The organism is Phreatobacter oligotrophus (assembly GCF_003046185.1).
GTDB classification, from domain to species: Bacteria; Pseudomonadota; Alphaproteobacteria; order Rhizobiales; family Phreatobacteraceae; genus Phreatobacter; species Phreatobacter oligotrophus.
Window position 1 is genome coordinate 316,604 of the sequence record NZ_PZZL01000001.1, and the last position, 17,706, is coordinate 334,309.

Genomic DNA, 17,706 nt, shown 5'->3' on the forward strand with positions numbered 1-17,706 from the left:
CCACCGGAAATACGGGTTTCAGGGGGCGTTTGGCCGCCCCAACGCGCAACACTGTCGCCCTGTCAGCTGACCGGCCGCCACGGACCGCCGGGCTTCAGGAAGGGCTTGAGGTCGGCGGCCGGAATCTCGAGCTCCTCCATGTCCACTCCGAGCCAGGGCAGCATCAGCACCGCCTTGTCCGGATGGTAGAGCCAGAGGTCGGGCTCCAGCATGCGTCGCTCCATGTCCGCGGGGTCGGCGGTGCGGTTCCGCTCCTGCGCATGGGCGGCGATGCGCGCGGCGAGGAAGCTGCGGAACGCCGCGTCGATCCGGAAGATGTCGGCAGGGCCGGCCAGGGACCGGCTCGTCAGGTCATAGGTGACGGCGCGCATCGTCGGCGACACGCGGGTGCCGGTCTCGACCGTGCCCGTCACCAGCAGGCTGACGAGGCGGGCATCGGCCAGTGCGATGGCATAGCTGCGCGTCAGGGCGCCGATGAGATCGGGCATCCGCTGGCGATAGAGCGCCACGTCGAGCGGCCGCCCCGTCGGCACGGCGATGCGGACAGCGCGGTTGAAGGCCTCGGCGCCGGGACCCGACGCGACGGGGAGGACATCGTCCATCAGCAGCGAGCGGATCGCGTCGTCGTCGCTCTCGCGCCGTTCCCAGCGGGTGGTGATGCGGGGCTCGATGGTGAGGCTGCCGGCCCGCTGCACGGCCATGGATGTCAGGAGATCGGCGCGCGCGCCGGTCACCTCGGCAAGGCACCGCGCCGCATCGCGCCGGTCGGTCTCCTCGCGAGGCATGGCACCGCCCGAGCGGCACTGGCGGTCGCGGTAGCCGAGGAAGGTGCGCTGCGCCTCGAGGAGCGCTCCCCGGCCCTCGGCGGAGAGCGAGGGCCTGAGGCGTTCGAAGGCCGCGGCCATCTCCCGGTCGCGGCGCGCGGCTTCGGCATCGTCGCAGATCAACCGTTCCGTCGTGGTGCGGGCGCGGGAACAGGCGAAGCTCGGCGTCGCCGGCGCCACGAAGGCCTCGTCGGTCAGGCTTTCGCCGTCGCCGTCCGGCTGGCGCAAGGTATAGACGACATTGTCGATGGCGATCTTCAGCGAGACGGAATCGGTCGCCCGGTGGAAGTCGAAACTGGCATTGGGACAGGTCACGCGGTGGGTGACGGTCTCGCCGGGACCGACGACGCCGAGCCTCTCGCCCAGCGCCACGGCGCGCTCCGGCGGCAGCGCGCCCTCGAACAGGCCCTCGGCCGGCATCATGATCAGCTTGTAGTCCGCCGGTTGGCAGGCGATCGGGTGAGGGCCCACCAGCCGGCCGTCGCGGAACACGATGCCGGCGCGCAGGAACGGGGTCGGAACGGCGCTGCCGCTCGCCCAGGGCGCGCGTTCCGCCGCGACGATGCGCCAGCGGCCGGCAATGGAGACATCGGGTTGGCCATCCGCAAGGGCCGGGGAGGCGAGGCCTGCGAGGCTGAAGGCGAGGGCGAGAAGGCTGCGGCGCATGGGGCGGGTCCGGATCATGGACAGGCTGATGCCCCTCGCGGATTTCCGCGCCATGTCGCCGCTACGCCCTGAAGGCTTCCGCCCGGTCGTCCATCGCTGGCTGCGTGGCCTGCTGACCGACCCTGTTCCGGCGCAGATGAGCCATGCCTTCCACTTTCGGATGATGTGTATTGGGGCCTCGCGGCCGGGGACATAACGCAGCGTTAAGTCGCAGTCGCCGAGACTCGCGCACGAGGCCGCAGGGGAGCGGCCGACGTCTCCGGAGTCGTCTGACATGCCGCGCTTCTCGCCGGGCAGCAGCCTTGCGCACAGGCTGTACCTGTTGCTTGCCCTCTTCGTCGTCTCGATCACCGCGATCGCCGGCTACAACCTCTATGCCCTGCGCAGCGGCCTCGTGGCGCAGAAGGAGACCGAGCTGCGCCATCTCGCCGAGGCGGCCCTGTCCATCGCCCGTGATGAGCAGGCCGCGGCCGCCCGCGGTGACAAGTCCGAAGAGGCGGCCCGTCGCGCGGCCGCCGAGCGGATCGGCCGCCTGCGCTACGGCCAGGACGACTATTTCTGGATCAACGACACCCAGGCCCGGATGGTGATGCATCCGACCAATCCGCGGCTGAACGGCCAGGATCTCGCGGCCTTCGAGGATCCGACCGGCAAGCGCATCTTCGTCGAGTTTGCGCGCCTCGGCCGCGATGGCGGCGGTGTCCTTGCCTATATGTGGCCGAAGCCCGGCGCCCAAACCCCACAGCCCAAGCTGTCGCACGTCACGGGCTTTGCCCCCTGGGGTTGGGTCATCGGCACGGGCGTCTACATCGACGATCTGGAAGCCGCCCTCTGGGGCGCCGCCCGCACCAGCATTCTCGTCGTTTTGATCATCGCCGCCGTCGCCTGCCTCGTCTTCTGGCGCATGGCGCGGGCGATCTCGTCCTCCATCACCCGCATGACCGGCAAGATGAATGCCGTGGCGGAGGGGGATTTGACGGTCGCGATTCAGGACCTGGACCGCCGCGACGAAATCGGCGCCATGGCGCGAGCCGTCGAGGTGTTCAAGGTCAACGCCGTCGAGCGCGCGCGGCTGGAGGAACAGACGGTCCGCGACGAGGAGGCCAAGCTCGCCTATGCCGCCAAGCTGAGCGACATGCTGGATGCCTTCAAGACATCGGTTGAAGGGGTGCTGCAGACGACCAACCAGACGGTGACCAGTCTCGACGGGGCTTCCACCCACCTCACCGCCATGGCGGAGGAGGCCGCTGGCCGTTCGGGCGAGGCGCAGACGGCGTCTGTGCATACGTCCCAAAGCATCCAGAACGTTGCCGCCGCCTCCGAGGAACTCGCCACCTCCATCGTCGACATCTCGACCAAGGTGGTCAGCGCCACCGACGTGGTCGGCCGCGCCCGCGAGGTGACGGCCGAATCGGTGCGCCAGATCGGCAGCCTTGCCGAGGCGGGCCGCAAGATCGGCGATGTCGTCGGTCTGATCGAGGCCATCGCCGCCCAGACCAACCTGCTCGCCCTCAATGCGACGATCGAGGCGGCACGCGCGGGGGAGGCGGGCCGCGGCTTCGCTGTCGTGGCGCAGGAGGTGAAGCAGCTTGCCGGACAGACCGCCAAGGCGACCGCCCAGATCGCCCATCAGGTCAGTGGCATCCAGGCCTCGACGGAACTTGCTGCCGCCACCATCGGCTCCATCGCCGAGACGATGACCGAGGTCGAGACCATCACCCGCATGGTGGTCTCATCCGTCGATGCGCAGTCGCATGCGACGCAAGAGATCTCGCACAGCGCCCAGCGTGCCGCCACCGGCACCGGCACGCTGACCAGCAGCGTGGAGGCGGTCATCGGCGTCATCGCCCGCACGTCCGACACCGCGGCCTCGGTCAGCACCCGCTCGCGCGAACTCGCCGACCAGGCGCGCCGCCTCTCCGGCGAGGTGACGCAGTTCATCACCGCGCTGCGCAGCGGACCTCTCGACCGCCGCAAGCTCCGCGCGGCGGGCTATGGCGGCCCGGAACGCCGCCGCGCCTGAGGCATCGGCGCCGCCCGAACCGCATTGACATGAGGGCGCGCACGACTAGGGTGCGCGCTCTTTTTCGTCCACCCCGAAGGGAAGTGCCCCATGCGTGCCGACATCGTCGCCACGGCCGAGGCCATCAAGGAGTCTGTCGGGCTCCTGAGGAGGCATCTTTGACTGGGATGTCTCGGTCAAGCGCCTCGCCGAACTGAACGCCCTCGCCGAGTCCAACGATCTCTGGAACGATCCGGACAAGGCGCAGAAGGTCATGCAGGAGCGCAACGCGCTCGATGCCCGCATGACCGCCCTCACCACCATCAGCCGCGACCTCGCCGACAATCTCGAACTCGCCGAACTGGCCGAGGCCGAGGATGACGCCGGCACGCTCGACGAGGCCGCCAAGGCCCTGGTCGAGACCCGCGCCAAGGCCGAGCGCCTGCAGCTCGAGGCCCTGCTCTCGGGCGAGGCCGACGCCAACGACACCTATCTCGAGGTCCATGCCGGCGCCGGCGGCACCGAGAGCCAGGACTGGGCCCTCATGCTCATGCGCATGTACACGCGCTGGGCCGAGCGCCGCGGCTTCAAGGTCGAGGTGGTCGAGGAGAGCGAGGGCGAGGAGGCCGGCATCAAGTCGGCGACCCTGCTCATCAAGGGCCACAACGCCTATGGCTGGCTGAAGACCGAGGCCGGCGTGCACCGCCTGGTGCGCATCTCGCCCTTCGATTCGAACGCACGCCGCCACACCTCCTTCGCCTCGGCGACGGTCTATCCGGTGATCGACGACAAGATCGACATCCAGCTCAACGAGAGCGACGTGCGCATCGACACGATGCGCTCGGGCGGCGCCGGCGGCCAGCACGTCAACAAGACCGAATCGGCCGTGCGTCTCGTCCACAATCCGACGGGCATCATGGTGGTCAGCCAGGGCTCGCGCTCCCAGCATGCCAACCGGGCCGTCGCCTGGCAGATGCTGCGCGCCAAGCTCTACGAGCGCGAGCTGAAGATCCGCGAGGAGGCCGCCGCCGCCGACTTCGCCGCGAAGACGGATATCGGCTGGGGCCACCAGATCCGCTCCTATGTGCTGCAGCCCTATCAGCTCGTGAAGGACCTGCGCACGGGGAAGACCTCCGGCGTGCCTTCGGACGTGCTCGACGGCGATCTCGACGGTTTCATGGAAGCAACGCTCGCCATGCGGGCCTATGGCACCAAGGCCGGCGATACCGACGACGTGGAGTGAAGTGGCGCGCCCTTCCGCGCGACATCCCGAACATGCAGAGGCCGCCCGATCGGGCGGCCTTTGTCGTTGGAGCAGTGAAGATCTACCAGGCGTCAGGCCGCGCTCTCCCGCCGGCGCGTCAGCAGCGGCAGGCGGAACAGCGACGAGAAGGGGGTCGCTGACTTGGTGAGCGTCGGCAGGCTCAGCATTCGCGAGAACGGCGCAGCCGCCTCCGTGAGGAAGGGCATGATCCGTCCGGTGAACAGCACCGGGCGCCGGGTCAGCGACGGGATGCCTGAAACCGTCTCGGCGGGATAGGCCACCTTCTCGGTGAGCAGCGGCAGCTCGAACGTGCTCGAGAAGGGCGTATGGACGCTGTAGACGAAGCGGCTCGGCACGGGCGGCTTCGGAATGGCGTCGGGCAGCGGGTCGAAGCTCTTCAGCGTGGTGATGGCGCGCTGGGCGCTGCCGAACATCGCGTGGACGGTGACGAGGCTCGCGCCCTTCGCGAGGTGCCGGGCATAGACCTCGGCATCGCCCTTGTAGATCTGGGCGGCCATGATGGCCTTGACCGTCTCGGGATCGGCCGTGCCCTCGGCCGCGCCGGGCTCCGCGCCCGGGACGAGGAACACGTAGCGATGGCCATCGGCCTTCAGCGCTTCCGCTGCCGCACTGGCCTGGGCCTGCGTGCCGTAGAGTTTGGTAATGGTCTGTCGCATGTCCCTGTGTCCCGCTTCTATGGGTGTTGCGCGCCCTGGCTTCCCTCGGTCCGCTCGCTCCCGGACCCGAACAGCGACGACATCACTGCAAAGGTGACGAGGAGCAGGAGGATTTCCGTGGTGTAGACTGTCATATAACCGAAGGCCGCGCCGAACTGTTCCGCTGCGCCCGACGACAGTGCGACATCGCGCATCAGGCCGCCGAGCGCGATGCCGACGCCGGCGGCGGTCGCCTGCATCGCGCCCCAGGCGCCGAGCGCCAGGCCTACCTGGCCCTCCGGCGCGGCGTTCATGGCCGCCGTCAGGGTGCCGTGGCCGAACAGGCCGCCCCCCAGGCCGACGAGGATGACGCCGGCAGCGAAGAGCGCGGCGGACCCGAAGGGCGAGGCGAGGATGACGGCGGCGAGGCCGAGGCTGCCGATGAGCGCGCCACGCCCGGCCATGGCATAGGCGTCGGCGCCGCGGCTCAGCAGGTGCGAGGCGACGGCGAAGCCGACCAGCCCGCCGGCCGCAAGGGCGGCCGTAAGCTTGGTCGTATCCGCGACCGTCAGGCCGAGGATCTCGCCGCCATAGGGCTCAAGCAGTACGTCCTGCATGCCGAAGGCCATGGTCCCGAGCCCGACCGCGACGAGCCGGCGCGTCGTCGCCCCGCCGCGCATGTAGTTCGCCATGGAGTCGGTGAAGTGGGGTTGCGGAGCGGCGAGTTCCGCCGCCGTGACGCGCTTCAGGCTCTCCTGCTTCCACAGCGCGATGCCGTTGAGGACGAGGGTCAGGACCGCCGTGCCCTGGATCACCTGGATGAGCCGGCCGGGGGTGAAGTCCTCGAGCAACTGGCCAAAGACGAGGGCGCTCGCGATTGAGCCTGCGAGCAGCGACACATACATCAGCCCGACCACCTTGGGGCGGCGGTCGTCGCTGGTGAGGTCGGTGGCGAGCGCGAGGCCAACGGTCTGGGTGATGTGGATGCCGGCCCCGACCAGCAGGAAGGACAGGGCCGCGGCGGCCTGTCCGACCCATTGCGGATAGGCCTGCGAGGCCCCGCCGCCCGACAGGACCAGCAGCGCGAAGGGCATGATCGACAGCCCACCGAACTGGACCATGGAGCCGTTGAAGAGGAAGGGCACCCGTTTCCAGCCGAGCACCGAGACATGCGTGTCCGAACTCTGGCCGATATAGGCGCGCAGCGGCGCGAACAGCACCGGCAGCGCGATCATGGTGGAGACCAGGGCGGCGGAGATGCCGAGTTCGACGATCATCACGCGGTTCAGCGTGCCGACCATCAGCACCAGCGACATGCCGACCGACACCTGCACGAGCGACAGCCGCAGCAGCCGCGACAGCGGCACATCGGCCGAGGCGGCATCGGCGAAAGGCAGGAAGCGCGGCCCGAGGCCGACCCAGGCCTGCATCGCTCTCTGACTGATGGGGTTCATCGCTCGAAACCCTTCATCGCGCCGGATCCATGGCCGCACAGGACCGGAATCCTGCCGGACTTTGGCGTCTGGGGACGGGGATCGTGCGGCACGACCGTCGGGTCGAGGCAGCCGGCTGCGTCCCCATGGCGACAGCCGCATAACCCAGTCCGGAAGGAAGCTCCAGTCCCGGGGTCATGCGACCGCCATGTTCGTCAAGCCGCTCCGCAGGAGCGGGCCTGGCGTCAGTCCGTCGCGAAGGCGAGCCGTTGGGGACTGTCCACCACGCGGGTCGCATCATCGGCCGAGCCCACCGTCGCAGGGGGAGTGCCCTCTGCCACGCTCGCCGCGCCCTGGGGCGTCACGGTCACCACGATCTGCTTCACCGCATCGCCGGTGCCGGCGGGAGCGACGTTGAGCACGAAGGTGGTGTTGCCGTCAGCGCGCAAGGCGACCGGGGCGATGGGCGCGGTGTCGGCCCGGGCCGCGGTCCGCGACCGGCCCTTCCAGTAGTCCGCGATCCAGCTCGTGTTGTTCAACACGGCGAAGTGCACCGTGAAGGAAATCAGCGCGACGCTGCCAAGGAAGAGCGGCAACCCGACCGTCGGGTTCACCACACACCAGATCCTACCATTGTTCATGGAACCCTCCCGTCACTTCAGCCAGGGGGAGTACATGTAGGCGAGCAGGTGCGCGAACAGCGAAATCGCAAAGAAGATGCGCGCGCCGTCGATGACGTGCTTATGCAACGCCTCCGACTCCTTGATGGTCAGGCCGGTCGGCCAGACCCTGTTTGGATCATCCAAGCTGTCCACTTTCTTTCTCCCTCAGTGAGACAAGACCGCTCCCGTTGCGGAACCCCGCCTTGGCGGAATCCCCCCACGCGCCGCAGTCGAACAGCGCGCAGAGCCTACCGGTGCTGGCGCACCGGAAATCGATCCTTCGAGCGGACGGCCTGCCGGGGGAGGCACAGCTGTCAATCGGCGAAATTGCCACCGTGAAGAGGAGGGCGAACCCTTTGGGAAGGTTCGCGAACGGTCGCAAGACGTCAATAAAAGTGGACGTAGTCGAGTGTAATAGTACCTTTACAAACATGCGTCAAGACGCCGCGACACAAGGGTGCGACCGGCGAGGTGCCGGGTCGGGCGGCGGCGGGGTCGCGAGGGTGTCCGGACGCGGACACGGAAATCACATGCAACCTGTGCGTGTTGCAGTGCGGCAACGGCATTCCGTGTTTGCCGGGGCTTCTGTTGCGTTGCCACATTTCAGAAACATCCAGCGACGATTCCAACGGTATTGAGGTCCGCGAGGGCGGATTGCAGGGGAATCGGAGGCAGACCATGCGGTTTCGGGCTGGGATGATCGTGGCGATGGTTGTGGCGGCGTCGGGCGCTTCGGCAGCCGATCTCGGCTCGCCGCGTCTGCCGGTCGCCGGTGCCGTGACAGCGGCGGCCACGACCTGGACGGGCATCTATGGCGGCGTCCATCTCGGTTACGGTTGGGGCCAGCAGCGTGTCGCCGACGACAATCCGGCGCTCTTCTACACGGTCAATCCGCGCGGCGTCTTCGGCGGCTTCCAGATCGGCTACAACCAGCAGATCAGCCAGTTTGTGGTCGGCATCGAGGGCGACATCAGCTTCGGCAGCATTGCCCAGCGCCGCGCGCCCGGGGCGCTGCTCGACGAGGTGAGCAAGTCCACGAGCCTCTTCGCCTCAGCCCGCCTTCGCGGCGGCGTCGCCTTTGGAGATGCGCTTGTCTACGCGACCGGTGGCCTCGGTTATGCCCGCTCCCGCGACATGAATTACCTCGGTGGCGCCGCCTTCGGCCCGGGTTGGCAGAACGATCGCCTCGGCTGGGTGGCGGGTGCCGGCATCGAATATGCCGTGAACGCCAATCTCTCGGTGAAGGTCGAGTATCTGCGGTACGATTTCGGCTCGTGGCGCCGTCCGCAGGCCCAGTTCTGGGGCATCGGCAACGACTTCTTCCGCGCCAGCATGGACACCGTGAAGGTCGGTCTCAATTACCGATTCGCCACCGGGCCCTCCGCCGTCGTCGCCCGCTACTGAGGGGCGGCGGCGAGGCGCGAGCAGCTGGCGTTCCACAGGAAAGACACGGAGAATCAACCGGTTGCGAGGCGGTTGTGTGGCCTTCCTGCCACTGCCGGCCGCGTTCCCCGGTGGTCCGTCATTCCGCCCATGACGAACGGCTGACGTTGGGGTAGTCCGGACCTGACGTTTCACGGAAAGCAGCCCCCATGCGCAGCCTCCTCGCCTCCACGCTTCTCGCCCTGGCCTGTGGCGCCTCGGCCCAGGCAGCCGATCTCGGCGTGCCGCGCAGCCCCGTGGCTGCGGCCGTCGTGGCCCCCTCGTTCAGCTGGACGGGGTTCTACGTCGGCATCGATGCGGGTTTCTGGCACGGACGGAACGGCTACCGGTTCACCAACGTGGCGTCCACCACCTTCGGCAATGACAGCGAGGCCAAGATCGGCGGCCATGTCGGCTATCGGCACCAGTTCGCCAACAACTTCGTCATCGGCGCCGAGGCTGACCTGTCCTGGCTGATGGGCCGGCGTCGCGATTATCCCGGCGCGGGTGCTCCGTTCTTCCTCAGCAGCCGGTTCCGCTACGACTCATCGGTCCGGGCCATCGGTGGCTACGCCTTCGATCGCGCTCTTGCCTACGTGACCGCGGGCGTCACCTTCGCCAATGACTCGGGCTGCGGATCGGTGGCGGCCGGCGGCGCCTGCTTTCCCAACACCACTTATGGCGGCACCCGCACCGGTCTGACGGTGGGCGCGGGCCTCGCCTATGCGGTCACGCCGAACATCTCGGTCAGGACCGAGTATCTCTACGGCGCCTATGGCGTGCGCGTGCAGCCCGCCATTGGCTTTGCAGGCACCGACATCCGCCATCGCCTCGACACGCACACGGTGCGCCTGGGTGTGAGCTATACGTTCAACACGGCGCCTTCGGCGGTTGTCGCCCGCTATTGATCGTGGTCCGCGCTGACGCCGGTGATGCAAAAGGCCGCCCTCGGGCGGCCTTTTTCGTTTCCGGATCGAGAGGGCGCGGGGCTCAGCACCGGGTCGGATAGGCCCGGGGACCCGTGACCTCGAAGTCCTTCCACAGCGCGTGGACCGAGCGGATCATCTCGCCGGCCATGGAGCGCGGAAAGCGGGCCTGGACGAGGTAAACGACGCCTGGCTCGCCGCGCCGCTGCGCCACGAGGTCGTAGTAGTCGAGATCCGTGCGGAAGCGGTCAGCCTGCAGCACGCCGCGGCCGCGCACCGCGAATCCCCGGAAGCTCGCCTCGCCCTGGGGCAGGGCGGCATCGCCCGTCACCTCGCCGCGGCGGGGCCGCGAGCCCTCGACGATATTGTCCCAGTACCAGGCCTGCGCCGTGCACGCGCCACGCGCCGCATTGGCGCTGACGACCACGACTGCGTCGCGGTTCTGCTCGTGGATGAGGACGGAGTTCACCGGGCCCGGCAGGTCGTTCTCGCTGTCGAGGCGGAAGCCGGGTGGGATGGCGAAGGACCAGCGGTCGCGCCGGTGGCGATAGGGGCCTTCCATGGCCGGGGGCGGGGCAGGGGGCACCGAACCCGTGACCTCGCCATCCGGCCGGGCCGGCGGCAGCGGGGCGGAGGCGGCGGGCGGTGCGGCCTGCGGCTGGGGGGCGGGCGCTGGCTGCGGCTCGGCGGCTCCCGACGCGGGGCGCGGCCGCACCGATCCGGTGGTGACCGCCGCATCGGCCGCGGCCGTCGCGGTCTCGCGCAGCGCCTGAACCTCCTGCTCGAGGCCGGCGACGCGGGTCGCCGCCTCCTGCGCCTTGCGCTCGGCGCTGGCGAGGGCCTGCTGGGCGGCCTGCAACTCGCCCTGCAGGCGGCGGGTCGAGCCCGTCGCCTCGCTCGCCTGCGTCTGGCGCTGGATCAGTTCGGTCTGGCTGTGGGCGAGCTGGGTGCGGGCATTGCGCAGGTTCGCCTCCGCCGTCTCGGCCCGGCGTGCCGCGGTGCGGGCCTGTTCGCGCAGGCGCGCGAGCTCCGCCGAGGCCTGCGCGACCGTCTCGGCGCGCTCCTGCGCCGCCTGGGCGAGGCCGGCAATGCGGGGATGGGCATCGCCCCGGAACGGTCCGGCGAATTCTGTGAGTGTCGCGGCACCCAGCGACCCCACCACGAAGGCGGCGGCCGTCATGCCGATCCAGGCCCAGGGCCGGTTGCCGTTCGCCGCCATCGGCGGGGGCGTGACGCGGGCGCGGTCGAGCGCGGTCTGCAGCCGCTCATTGTCAGCCGCCAGGCGGGCGACGCCGTCGCGCAGCGCGGCTGCACCGTCGGCGATCGCCTCGCGCGGATCGGGCGGCTGGACCGTGGCGTCCTTGCGCACCGCCTGCAGATAGGCGGGAAAGGCCTCGAGCGCGGCCTTGAGCCGGTCCTGCGCCCCCTGGTGGCGCTCCATCAGCACGCCATGGGCCTTGCGGAAGGCGTCGGCAAAGCGCTCGCGCTCCGCCGTCTCGAACCGCTCCCAGATCGTGGCGCTGGCGGCATCCTCGCGATGGCGGCGCGCGAAGGCGATCTGCGCCGGCCCGATCGTCGCGCCATCCGCCTCCAGGGCTAGGGCGAGTTCGCCGAGGGCCGGACGGCCGATGATCCGGCCGATGGCGCCCACGAGCGACTGCCATTCCGGCGCGCCGGCCGGACGGGGATCGCCAGCGAGCCAGTTCGACAGATCAGGCGTCGGCAGGGTGTCGAAGGGGGCTTCGAGCTTGTCCACCGCCAGCGGCGCGAGCCGGGCGGCGACGAGCCGGCCATCGACATGGGCGGTGCGCGCCAGGCCATAGAGACCGGCATGGTTCTGCGTCGGGTCGAGGATCTCCGCCGGCCAGAGCGCCAGAACCACCCGCGCCGAGGCAGCGGCATCGCGGATGGCCTTGGCCGCCCCGCGCCCCTTCGGCTCGATGTCGGCGGCCATGGTGAGCCCGAGGCTTGAGAGCGACTGGCGGATGAGGTCGACGCGCTCCTTGTCAGCGCGCCGATAGGCAATGAACAGGTCGGTCACGGTTGTCTCCCGGATCCGGGATTGAAACAGGCATGCGGTCCGGCACCGTTGCCGGCAGAAAAATCACTCGGTGGCGGCGAGGCGCAGGCCGGCCCGCAGGAAGCGCATCGGATCGACCGCCTCGCCGTTGATGCGGGTTTCGTAATGCAGGTGCGGGCCGGTCGACCGGCCGGTGGAACCGATGCGTCCGACGCGCTGGCCGACGCCCACGAGGTCGCCCTCGCGGACCTCGATGCGCGACAGATGGGCGTAGCGCGAGCTCAGCCCGTTGCCGTGGTCGACCTCGACCAGCAGGCCGTAGCCACCGAGCGGCCCCGCATGGACGATGCGGCCCGAGGCGGCCGCGAAGACCGGCTCGCCGGTGGCGCCGCGAAAGTCGATGCCCGAATGCATCGCCCAGGTGCGCAGAAAGGGGTCGAGCCGGGCGCCGAAGCCGGAGGACAGCTCGAGTTCGCCGCCATGGGGCCGGGCGACCGGGATGCTGTCGACGAGTTGGGTCAGCCGGTCATGGTCGCGGATGACGGTCTGCAGCCGGAACACCTGGCGCTCGAAGGGCGAGGCGTCGGCAGCAGGGGCGGGAAGGGGAATGAGTGGGCCGCCGGTGCCGGCCGTGCCGCGCGACTGCGCCACCGGCGCGATGCGACCTTCGGCGAGGCCGAGTTCGGCAAGCATGGCGCGGATGCGCTTGGCGCGCCGCTCGGCGCGGGTCTCGAGGTTCTGGAGCAGGGCCTGCTGGTTCTGCTCGACCGTGTCGAGCGAGCGCTCGATCTGCTCTATCCGGTCGGTCTGGCCCGGCGCAGGCGCCGAGGCGAGGGCGAAGGTGGCCGGCGCGACGCTGGCGACGGTGATGCGCGATTCGAGCCGCGACTGGCGCTCCGGCGGCGGCGTCAGCCGGACCGTGTCGCCGACGGGCAGAGGACGGGCGGGCACCGTCTCGGGTCGGGCGCCGGGGAGGACGGAGCGGGCGGGGCTGGCGCCCTGGCCGACCGTTTCCTTCAGGGCGGTGACGATGGCCTGGCGCGTTTCTAGCAGCGCCTGCCGGCGGGCGACCTGGTCGACCCGGCGCTCCAGCTCGGTCTGGTCGACCATCTGGCGGCTGGTCACCCGGTCGAGCTGGCCGCGCAACTGCCGGATCCGCTCCTCGTAATCGTGCTGGACGGCGGCATGGCGGCTCATCACGCCGCCGATGATGTCGTCCTTGAAGGCGAGATAGCTGGTGACCGCGACGCCCCAGAGGCAGAGCGCGGCAGCCGGGGCCGCGATCAGCGCGATGAGGGCATAGGACAGGGAGAGCGTGCGGGTGCCGCTGCGGCCGCGCCAGGCGAGCGTCAGGGCGCCGCCTGGCACCTGCGCACGCAGATTGGCATCCTTGGCGAGCTGGGCTCGGTTGTAATGCGGGCCGGGATGCGGCATCGGCGTCCATCCGTACGCGAGACGCCCCATTACCCCCGATTAAGGTTAACGAACCGTGCGTGCCGCAGCGGAAACAGCAGCGGCCGCCGGTGGAATGGAAGCCGCCGCGGCAGGCGCGGCGGCGAGGGCGCTCAGAGCGCCTTGGCGGCGGCCAGGACCTCGGCGGCGTGGTCCTTCACCTTCACCTTCGACCAGATGCGCGCGACCTTGCCGGCGGCGTCGATGAGGAAGGTGGAGCGCTCGATGCCCATGTAGCTCTTGCCGTACATGCTCTTCTCCACCCAGACGCCATAGGCCTCGGTGACCTTGCCGTCCTCGTCCGAGCCGAGCGCGACGCCGAGGTCGTACTTCGCCTGGAACTTGTCCAGGGCCTTCACCGGATCGCGCGAGACACCGATCACCGTGGTGCCGGCCGCCTCGAACTCGCCCTTGAGCGCGGTGAAATCCTTGGCTTCCTGGGTGCAGGCCGAGGTGTCGGCCTTCGGATAGAAATAGATGACGACCTTGCGGCCCTTCAGTCCGGCGAGCGAGACGGACCCACCCTGGTCCGTCGCCACCGTGAAGTTCGGAGCCACATCCCCCACTGCCAAAGTCATCGGTGCCTTCCTTTCGTCAGCATTGCCTGCCACAACCGGAAACATACGGCGAATGGTGCCGTCCGGATCGTCCGTCCCGACCGGGGGAGGGGCTGGCGTTGCGGCGGGGAAAAGGCCATTGGTCCTGTGGAATGTTGCCTAACGCTTGGTTAAGGCAGTCGAGGCAGAGTGGCGCCGGAGCAAGGTCGCCGAACGGAGATCCCGGGCCGAGGGGCCCAGGCGGGGGATGGACGCGGAATGGATTGGCGCCCCGATCAGGGCAGGGCACCGGCGGAGGCGCCGGCGGGCGGACGTCGGTCGCGCGTCGCGTCCTGGTGGGCCAATCGCCGGATGCCGGCCTTCCTCGGCCGGATCTTCGGCGGCGCCCCGTCCTGCTGGTCGACCCGTCGCAAGGTCTGCGTGGGCTTCGCCGTCGGCCTCCTCCTGCTCTTCACCATCCCCATCGGCCTGCTCTCCTGGCAGATCCGCAGCGGCGGCATGGGGCTGGACCTCGTCACCCCCTGGATCGCCCGCTCCCTCTCCGAACAGATCGGCGACGGCCGGACGGTGAGCATCGGCGCGGCTGTCATGGTCCGCGATCCCTCCGGCAAGGTCGAGGTCGAGGCGCGCGACGTCATCATCCATGATGCCGACGGGCGGCGCGTCGTCTCCATGCCGCGGGTCGCCCTCGGCCTCGATTCGATCCCCATCCTCGGCCGCCCCTCCATCCGCCGCATCGATCTCGTCGGCGCCTCGGTGGCGCTGAAGGTCAGCGAGGAGGGCCAGATCGCGCTCGCCGCCGGCCGCTTCCGCACCGCCTTGCCGGAAGACGCGGCCCAGCCCAATGCCGATCCGGCCCGGCCCGCGGCGGAAGTCTCCTCGGCCCTGCCCGAGCCCGAGCTCTCGCCGTTCCGCCGCCTCGGCATCTGGCTCGACCTCATTGAAAAATCGGGTCTCGACGGCCACCGGCTCACCGGCTTCGGCCTGCGCAACGGCACGGTGATCGTCGACGATGTCCGCTCCGGCAAGCGCTTCGTCTTCGCCGGCATCGACTTCGACATGACGGTCCCGGCGGGCGGTGGCCTGTCCATCGACCTCGATGCCTCCGGCTCCGGCGCCCGCTGGACATCGAACGCGACGGTGACGCCGCGCAATGCGCAGGGCCATCGCACCATCGACTTCGCCATGACCGGCATGAGCCCGAAGGACCTCGCGCTCGCCCTCCAGGCCCAGCAGGTGGGCTATGCCGACACGCCCATCTCCGGCACCCTGCGCAGCGTCATCGGCGAGGATGGCGATCCCATCAGCCTGCAGGGCCGCGTCGCCCTCGGCGCCGGCAAGGTCGGCGATCCCAATGACGAGGCCATGCGGCTGGCGATCGACAGCGTCTCGGCCGAGGTGCGCTGGCAGACCGGCGCGCCGGGCCTGGTGGTCGACAAGGTCGAGATCCTCGCCGGCCAGAACCGCGCCACGCTGGACGGCGTCATCATCCCGCCGGCGCGCCACGGTGAGCCGACCGTGGTGCAGCTCAACAGCCTCAAGGCGGTGACCTCGGCTTTGAACCCGCACGAGCCGCCCGTGCCGGTGAACATCGGCTCCACCCGCTTTGTCTTCGACCCGACCGCCAAGACCCTCACCGTCAATGGGCTCAGCGTCGACCAGGGCGCCGAACCGCTCGCCCGCATCTCCGGCAAGCTGACCTTCGCGCCCGGCTCGCCGGCCGTCGATCTCGACCTCGCGGTGGGGCGAATGCCGCTCGCCACCGCCGTCTCCCTCTGGCCGCGCCTGTCCAACCCGCATGTCCGCGACTGGGTGGCGGACAACATGCGCAACGGCATGGTGGAGGAGGTGACCGTCCGGATGTCGGTGCCGGCCGGCGTCCTCGCCCAGAAGCATCCGGTTCTCGAGAAGGACGGGCTCGCCGTGCGGGCCCGCGTGCGCGGCACCTCCATGCGCATGCTGCCCGGCGTCTCGCCGCTCAAGGAGGCCGATGTCGATGTCGTCGTCGACGGCCAGATGGCCCATGTCGAGGTGTCGCGCGGCGTGATCGAGCCGCAGCCCGGCAAGCGCCTGTCGATCGTGCAGGGCAGTTTCGACATTGCCGACCATCGCATCCAGCCGGCCCAGTCGGTCAGCCGGTTCCGCGTCCAGGGGCCGGCTGAGGCCGCCTTCGCGCTGCTCGGCGAGGAGGGCTTCAAGGGCGCCGCCGCGGGGCCGACTCTGCCCTCGGGCAAGGTGGACGGACAGGTGACCGCCACCGTCATCGTCAACGTGCCGATGACCGAGACCTACCAGCCGAACCTCGTCGACTACACGGTCGATGCCGACTTCACCGGTTTCGCCGCCGACAATGCCTTCGGCGAGATGCGGATGGAGCGGGCGAGCTTCAAGGTGCAGACGACGCCGCGCAGTTTCGTGCTGCGCGGGCAGGGCGTCCTTGGCGGCGCCCAGGCCAATTTCGACTATCGCAAGCCGCGCCCCGAGGCGAAGCCCGAGATCCGGCTGACGGCGACGCTCGACGACCGCGGCCGCGCCCGCCTCGGCCTCAATATCGGCACCCGCATCGTCGGGCCGACGCCGGTGCGGGTGATGACAGTCGGCGAGGATTCCGGCCGCTACACGGTCGAGGTTGACTTGGGTCCCGCGACCCTCGCCGACCTCCTGCCCGGCTGGAACAAGCCGCGCGGCCAGGCCGCCAAGGCGCGCTTCGTCGCCGTCGAGGGCGAGGGCGGCTGGAAGCTCGAGGATCTGGTGGTCGAAAGCCGCGGCCTGCTGGTCCGTGGCTCCGTGACCTTCGACGACAAGGGCGGCCTCGTCTCCGGCGTCTTCCCCGCCTACAACCTCTCCGACGGCGACCGCATGTCGATCCGCGTCGAGCGCGCCGGCAACGGCCATCGCGTCATCGGCCGCGGCGAGATGATCGACGCGCGCCACCTCATCAAGTCGCTCTCCGATCCGCCCCAGCCCGGTCCCGCCGGCGCAGGCGCCGCTCCGGCCCAGACCGGCGAGGTCGAGGTCGACGTCAAGGCCAATGCCGTCGTCGGCAGCAATGGCGAGGTCATCCGCCAGTTCGAGATGCGGATGGTCCGCCAGGGCCAGACGATCCGCTCCCTCAGCGCTGGCGGACGGGTCGGCCGCGACGCCACCTTCGCCATGGACCAGCGCGGCCAGGGCGCGGCCCAGCGCATCACCGTCAGCTCGGGTGATGCCGGGGCGCTGTTGCGCTTCCTCGACCTCTACCGCTCGCTCCAGGGCGGCAATCTCGCGCTGATCATGACGCCGCCCCAGCCGAACGGCGTGATCCGCCAGGGCGCGGTCGAGATCACCGAGTTCCGCATCCGCGGCGACCAGGCGATTTCCGGCATGGTCGCCGCTGCCGGCACCGGCCCCAACGCCCCGCGGCAGGCGGCCCAGCAGCCGAACGATGCCTTTGCCTTCTCGCGGCTGCGCGCCAATTTCGCCCGCAATGCCAGCAAGGTCACCGTCTCGGACGGCCTGCTCTGGGGCGCCGCGATCGGCGCGACGGTCGAGGGCGAGTTCGACCCCGGCCGCGACCAGCTCCTGCTGCGCGGCACCTACGTGCCCGCCTATGCGCTGAACAACATCTTCGCCCGCATCCCCGTTCTCGGCTTCTTCCTCGGCGGCGCGCCGGACGAGGGCGTGTTCGGTATCACCTACCAGATCGCCGGCCCGGTCACCGCGCCGCGGCTGACGATCAACCCGCTCTCCGCCGTGACGCCCGGCTTCCTGCGCAAGATGTTCGAGTTCCGCGGCGCCAATGGCGTCCAGCAGCCGCTGCTGCGCGACGAGGCCCTGCGCTAG

The 17,706-nt window shown here is 69.9% G+C and carries 13 protein-coding genes; 5 read left to right on the forward strand and 8 right to left on the reverse strand.

The window, feature by feature from the left end; genetic code table 11:
* Window positions 1-62: 62 nt before the first annotated feature.
* Complete coding sequence (locus tag C8P69_RS01535) at window positions 63-1,490, reverse strand: lysozyme inhibitor LprI family protein (RefSeq protein ID WP_170118088.1); 1,428 nt, start codon at window positions 1,488-1,490, stop codon at window positions 63-65.
* Window positions 1,491-1,764: 274 nt separating this feature from the next.
* Here C8P69_RS01535 and C8P69_RS01540 point away from each other — a divergent pair, with 274 nt between their 5' ends.
* Both C8P69_RS01540 and prfB read left to right on the forward strand, forming a co-directional pair.
* Window positions 1,765-3,513, forward strand: a complete 1,749-nt coding sequence (locus C8P69_RS01540; RefSeq protein ID WP_108174096.1) for a methyl-accepting chemotaxis protein — start codon at window positions 1,765-1,767, stop codon at window positions 3,511-3,513.
* 90 nt (window positions 3,514-3,603) lie between these two features.
* Window positions 3,604-4,735, forward strand: a protein-coding gene (gene prfB / locus C8P69_RS01545; protein WP_108174097.1) for a peptide chain release factor 2 whose coding sequence is annotated in 2 segments (ribosomal slippage) — window positions 3,604-3,672 and window positions 3,674-4,735 — 1,131 coding nt in all. Because the reading frame shifts where the segments join, the coding sequence is not laid out codon by codon here.
* Between the two features lie 92 nt (window positions 4,736-4,827).
* Here prfB and C8P69_RS01550 read toward each other — a convergent pair.
* The 4 genes from C8P69_RS01550 to C8P69_RS01565 form a co-directional block, all read right to left on the reverse strand.
* The gene (locus tag C8P69_RS01550; protein WP_108174098.1) at window positions 4,828-5,433 is read right to left on the reverse strand and encodes a hypothetical protein; all 606 of its coding nucleotides are present in this window, start codon (window positions 5,431-5,433) and stop codon (window positions 4,828-4,830) included.
* 17 nt (window positions 5,434-5,450) lie between these two features.
* A complete protein-coding gene (locus C8P69_RS01555; RefSeq protein WP_108174099.1) occupies window positions 5,451-6,866 on the reverse strand; it encodes an MFS transporter in 1,416 nt (471 codons plus the stop codon).
* Window positions 6,867-7,090: 224 nt separating this feature from the next.
* Window positions 7,091-7,486: a light-harvesting protein gene (locus C8P69_RS24540; protein WP_108174100.1), complete on the reverse strand. Its 396-nt coding sequence runs from the start codon at window positions 7,484-7,486 to the stop codon at window positions 7,091-7,093.
* A gap of 12 nt (window positions 7,487-7,498) precedes the next feature.
* Complete coding sequence (locus tag C8P69_RS01565) at window positions 7,499-7,651, reverse strand: light-harvesting protein (RefSeq protein WP_108174557.1); 153 nt, start codon at window positions 7,649-7,651, stop codon at window positions 7,499-7,501.
* Window positions 7,652-8,185: 534 nt separating this feature from the next.
* Between C8P69_RS01565 and C8P69_RS01570 the strand changes: the two genes are divergently transcribed.
* Both C8P69_RS01570 and C8P69_RS01575 read left to right on the forward strand, forming a co-directional pair.
* Complete coding sequence (locus tag C8P69_RS01570; RefSeq protein WP_108174101.1) at window positions 8,186-8,911, forward strand: outer membrane protein; 726 nt, start codon at window positions 8,186-8,188, stop codon at window positions 8,909-8,911.
* Between the two features lie 188 nt (window positions 8,912-9,099).
* Window positions 9,100-9,837, forward strand: a complete 738-nt coding sequence (locus tag C8P69_RS01575) for an outer membrane protein (RefSeq protein WP_108174102.1) — start codon at window positions 9,100-9,102, stop codon at window positions 9,835-9,837.
* Between the two features lie 82 nt (window positions 9,838-9,919).
* Here C8P69_RS01575 and C8P69_RS01580 read toward each other — a convergent pair whose 3' ends face one another.
* From C8P69_RS01580 to bcp, 3 genes are all read right to left on the reverse strand, one after another.
* Complete coding sequence (locus C8P69_RS01580) at window positions 9,920-11,896, reverse strand: coiled-coil domain-containing protein (RefSeq protein WP_108174103.1); 1,977 nt, start codon at window positions 11,894-11,896, stop codon at window positions 9,920-9,922.
* Between the two features lie 63 nt (window positions 11,897-11,959).
* Window positions 11,960-13,309, reverse strand: a complete 1,350-nt coding sequence (locus tag C8P69_RS01585) for a M23 family metallopeptidase (protein WP_108174104.1) — start codon at window positions 13,307-13,309, stop codon at window positions 11,960-11,962.
* Between the two features lie 131 nt (window positions 13,310-13,440).
* Complete coding sequence (gene bcp / locus C8P69_RS01590) at window positions 13,441-13,905, reverse strand: thioredoxin-dependent thiol peroxidase (protein WP_108174105.1); 465 nt, start codon at window positions 13,903-13,905, stop codon at window positions 13,441-13,443.
* 237 nt (window positions 13,906-14,142) lie between these two features.
* Between bcp and C8P69_RS01595 the strand changes: the two genes are divergently transcribed.
* Window positions 14,143-17,706: a DUF3971 domain-containing protein gene (locus tag C8P69_RS01595; protein WP_146167262.1), complete on the forward strand. Its 3,564-nt coding sequence runs from the start codon at window positions 14,143-14,145 to the stop codon at window positions 17,704-17,706.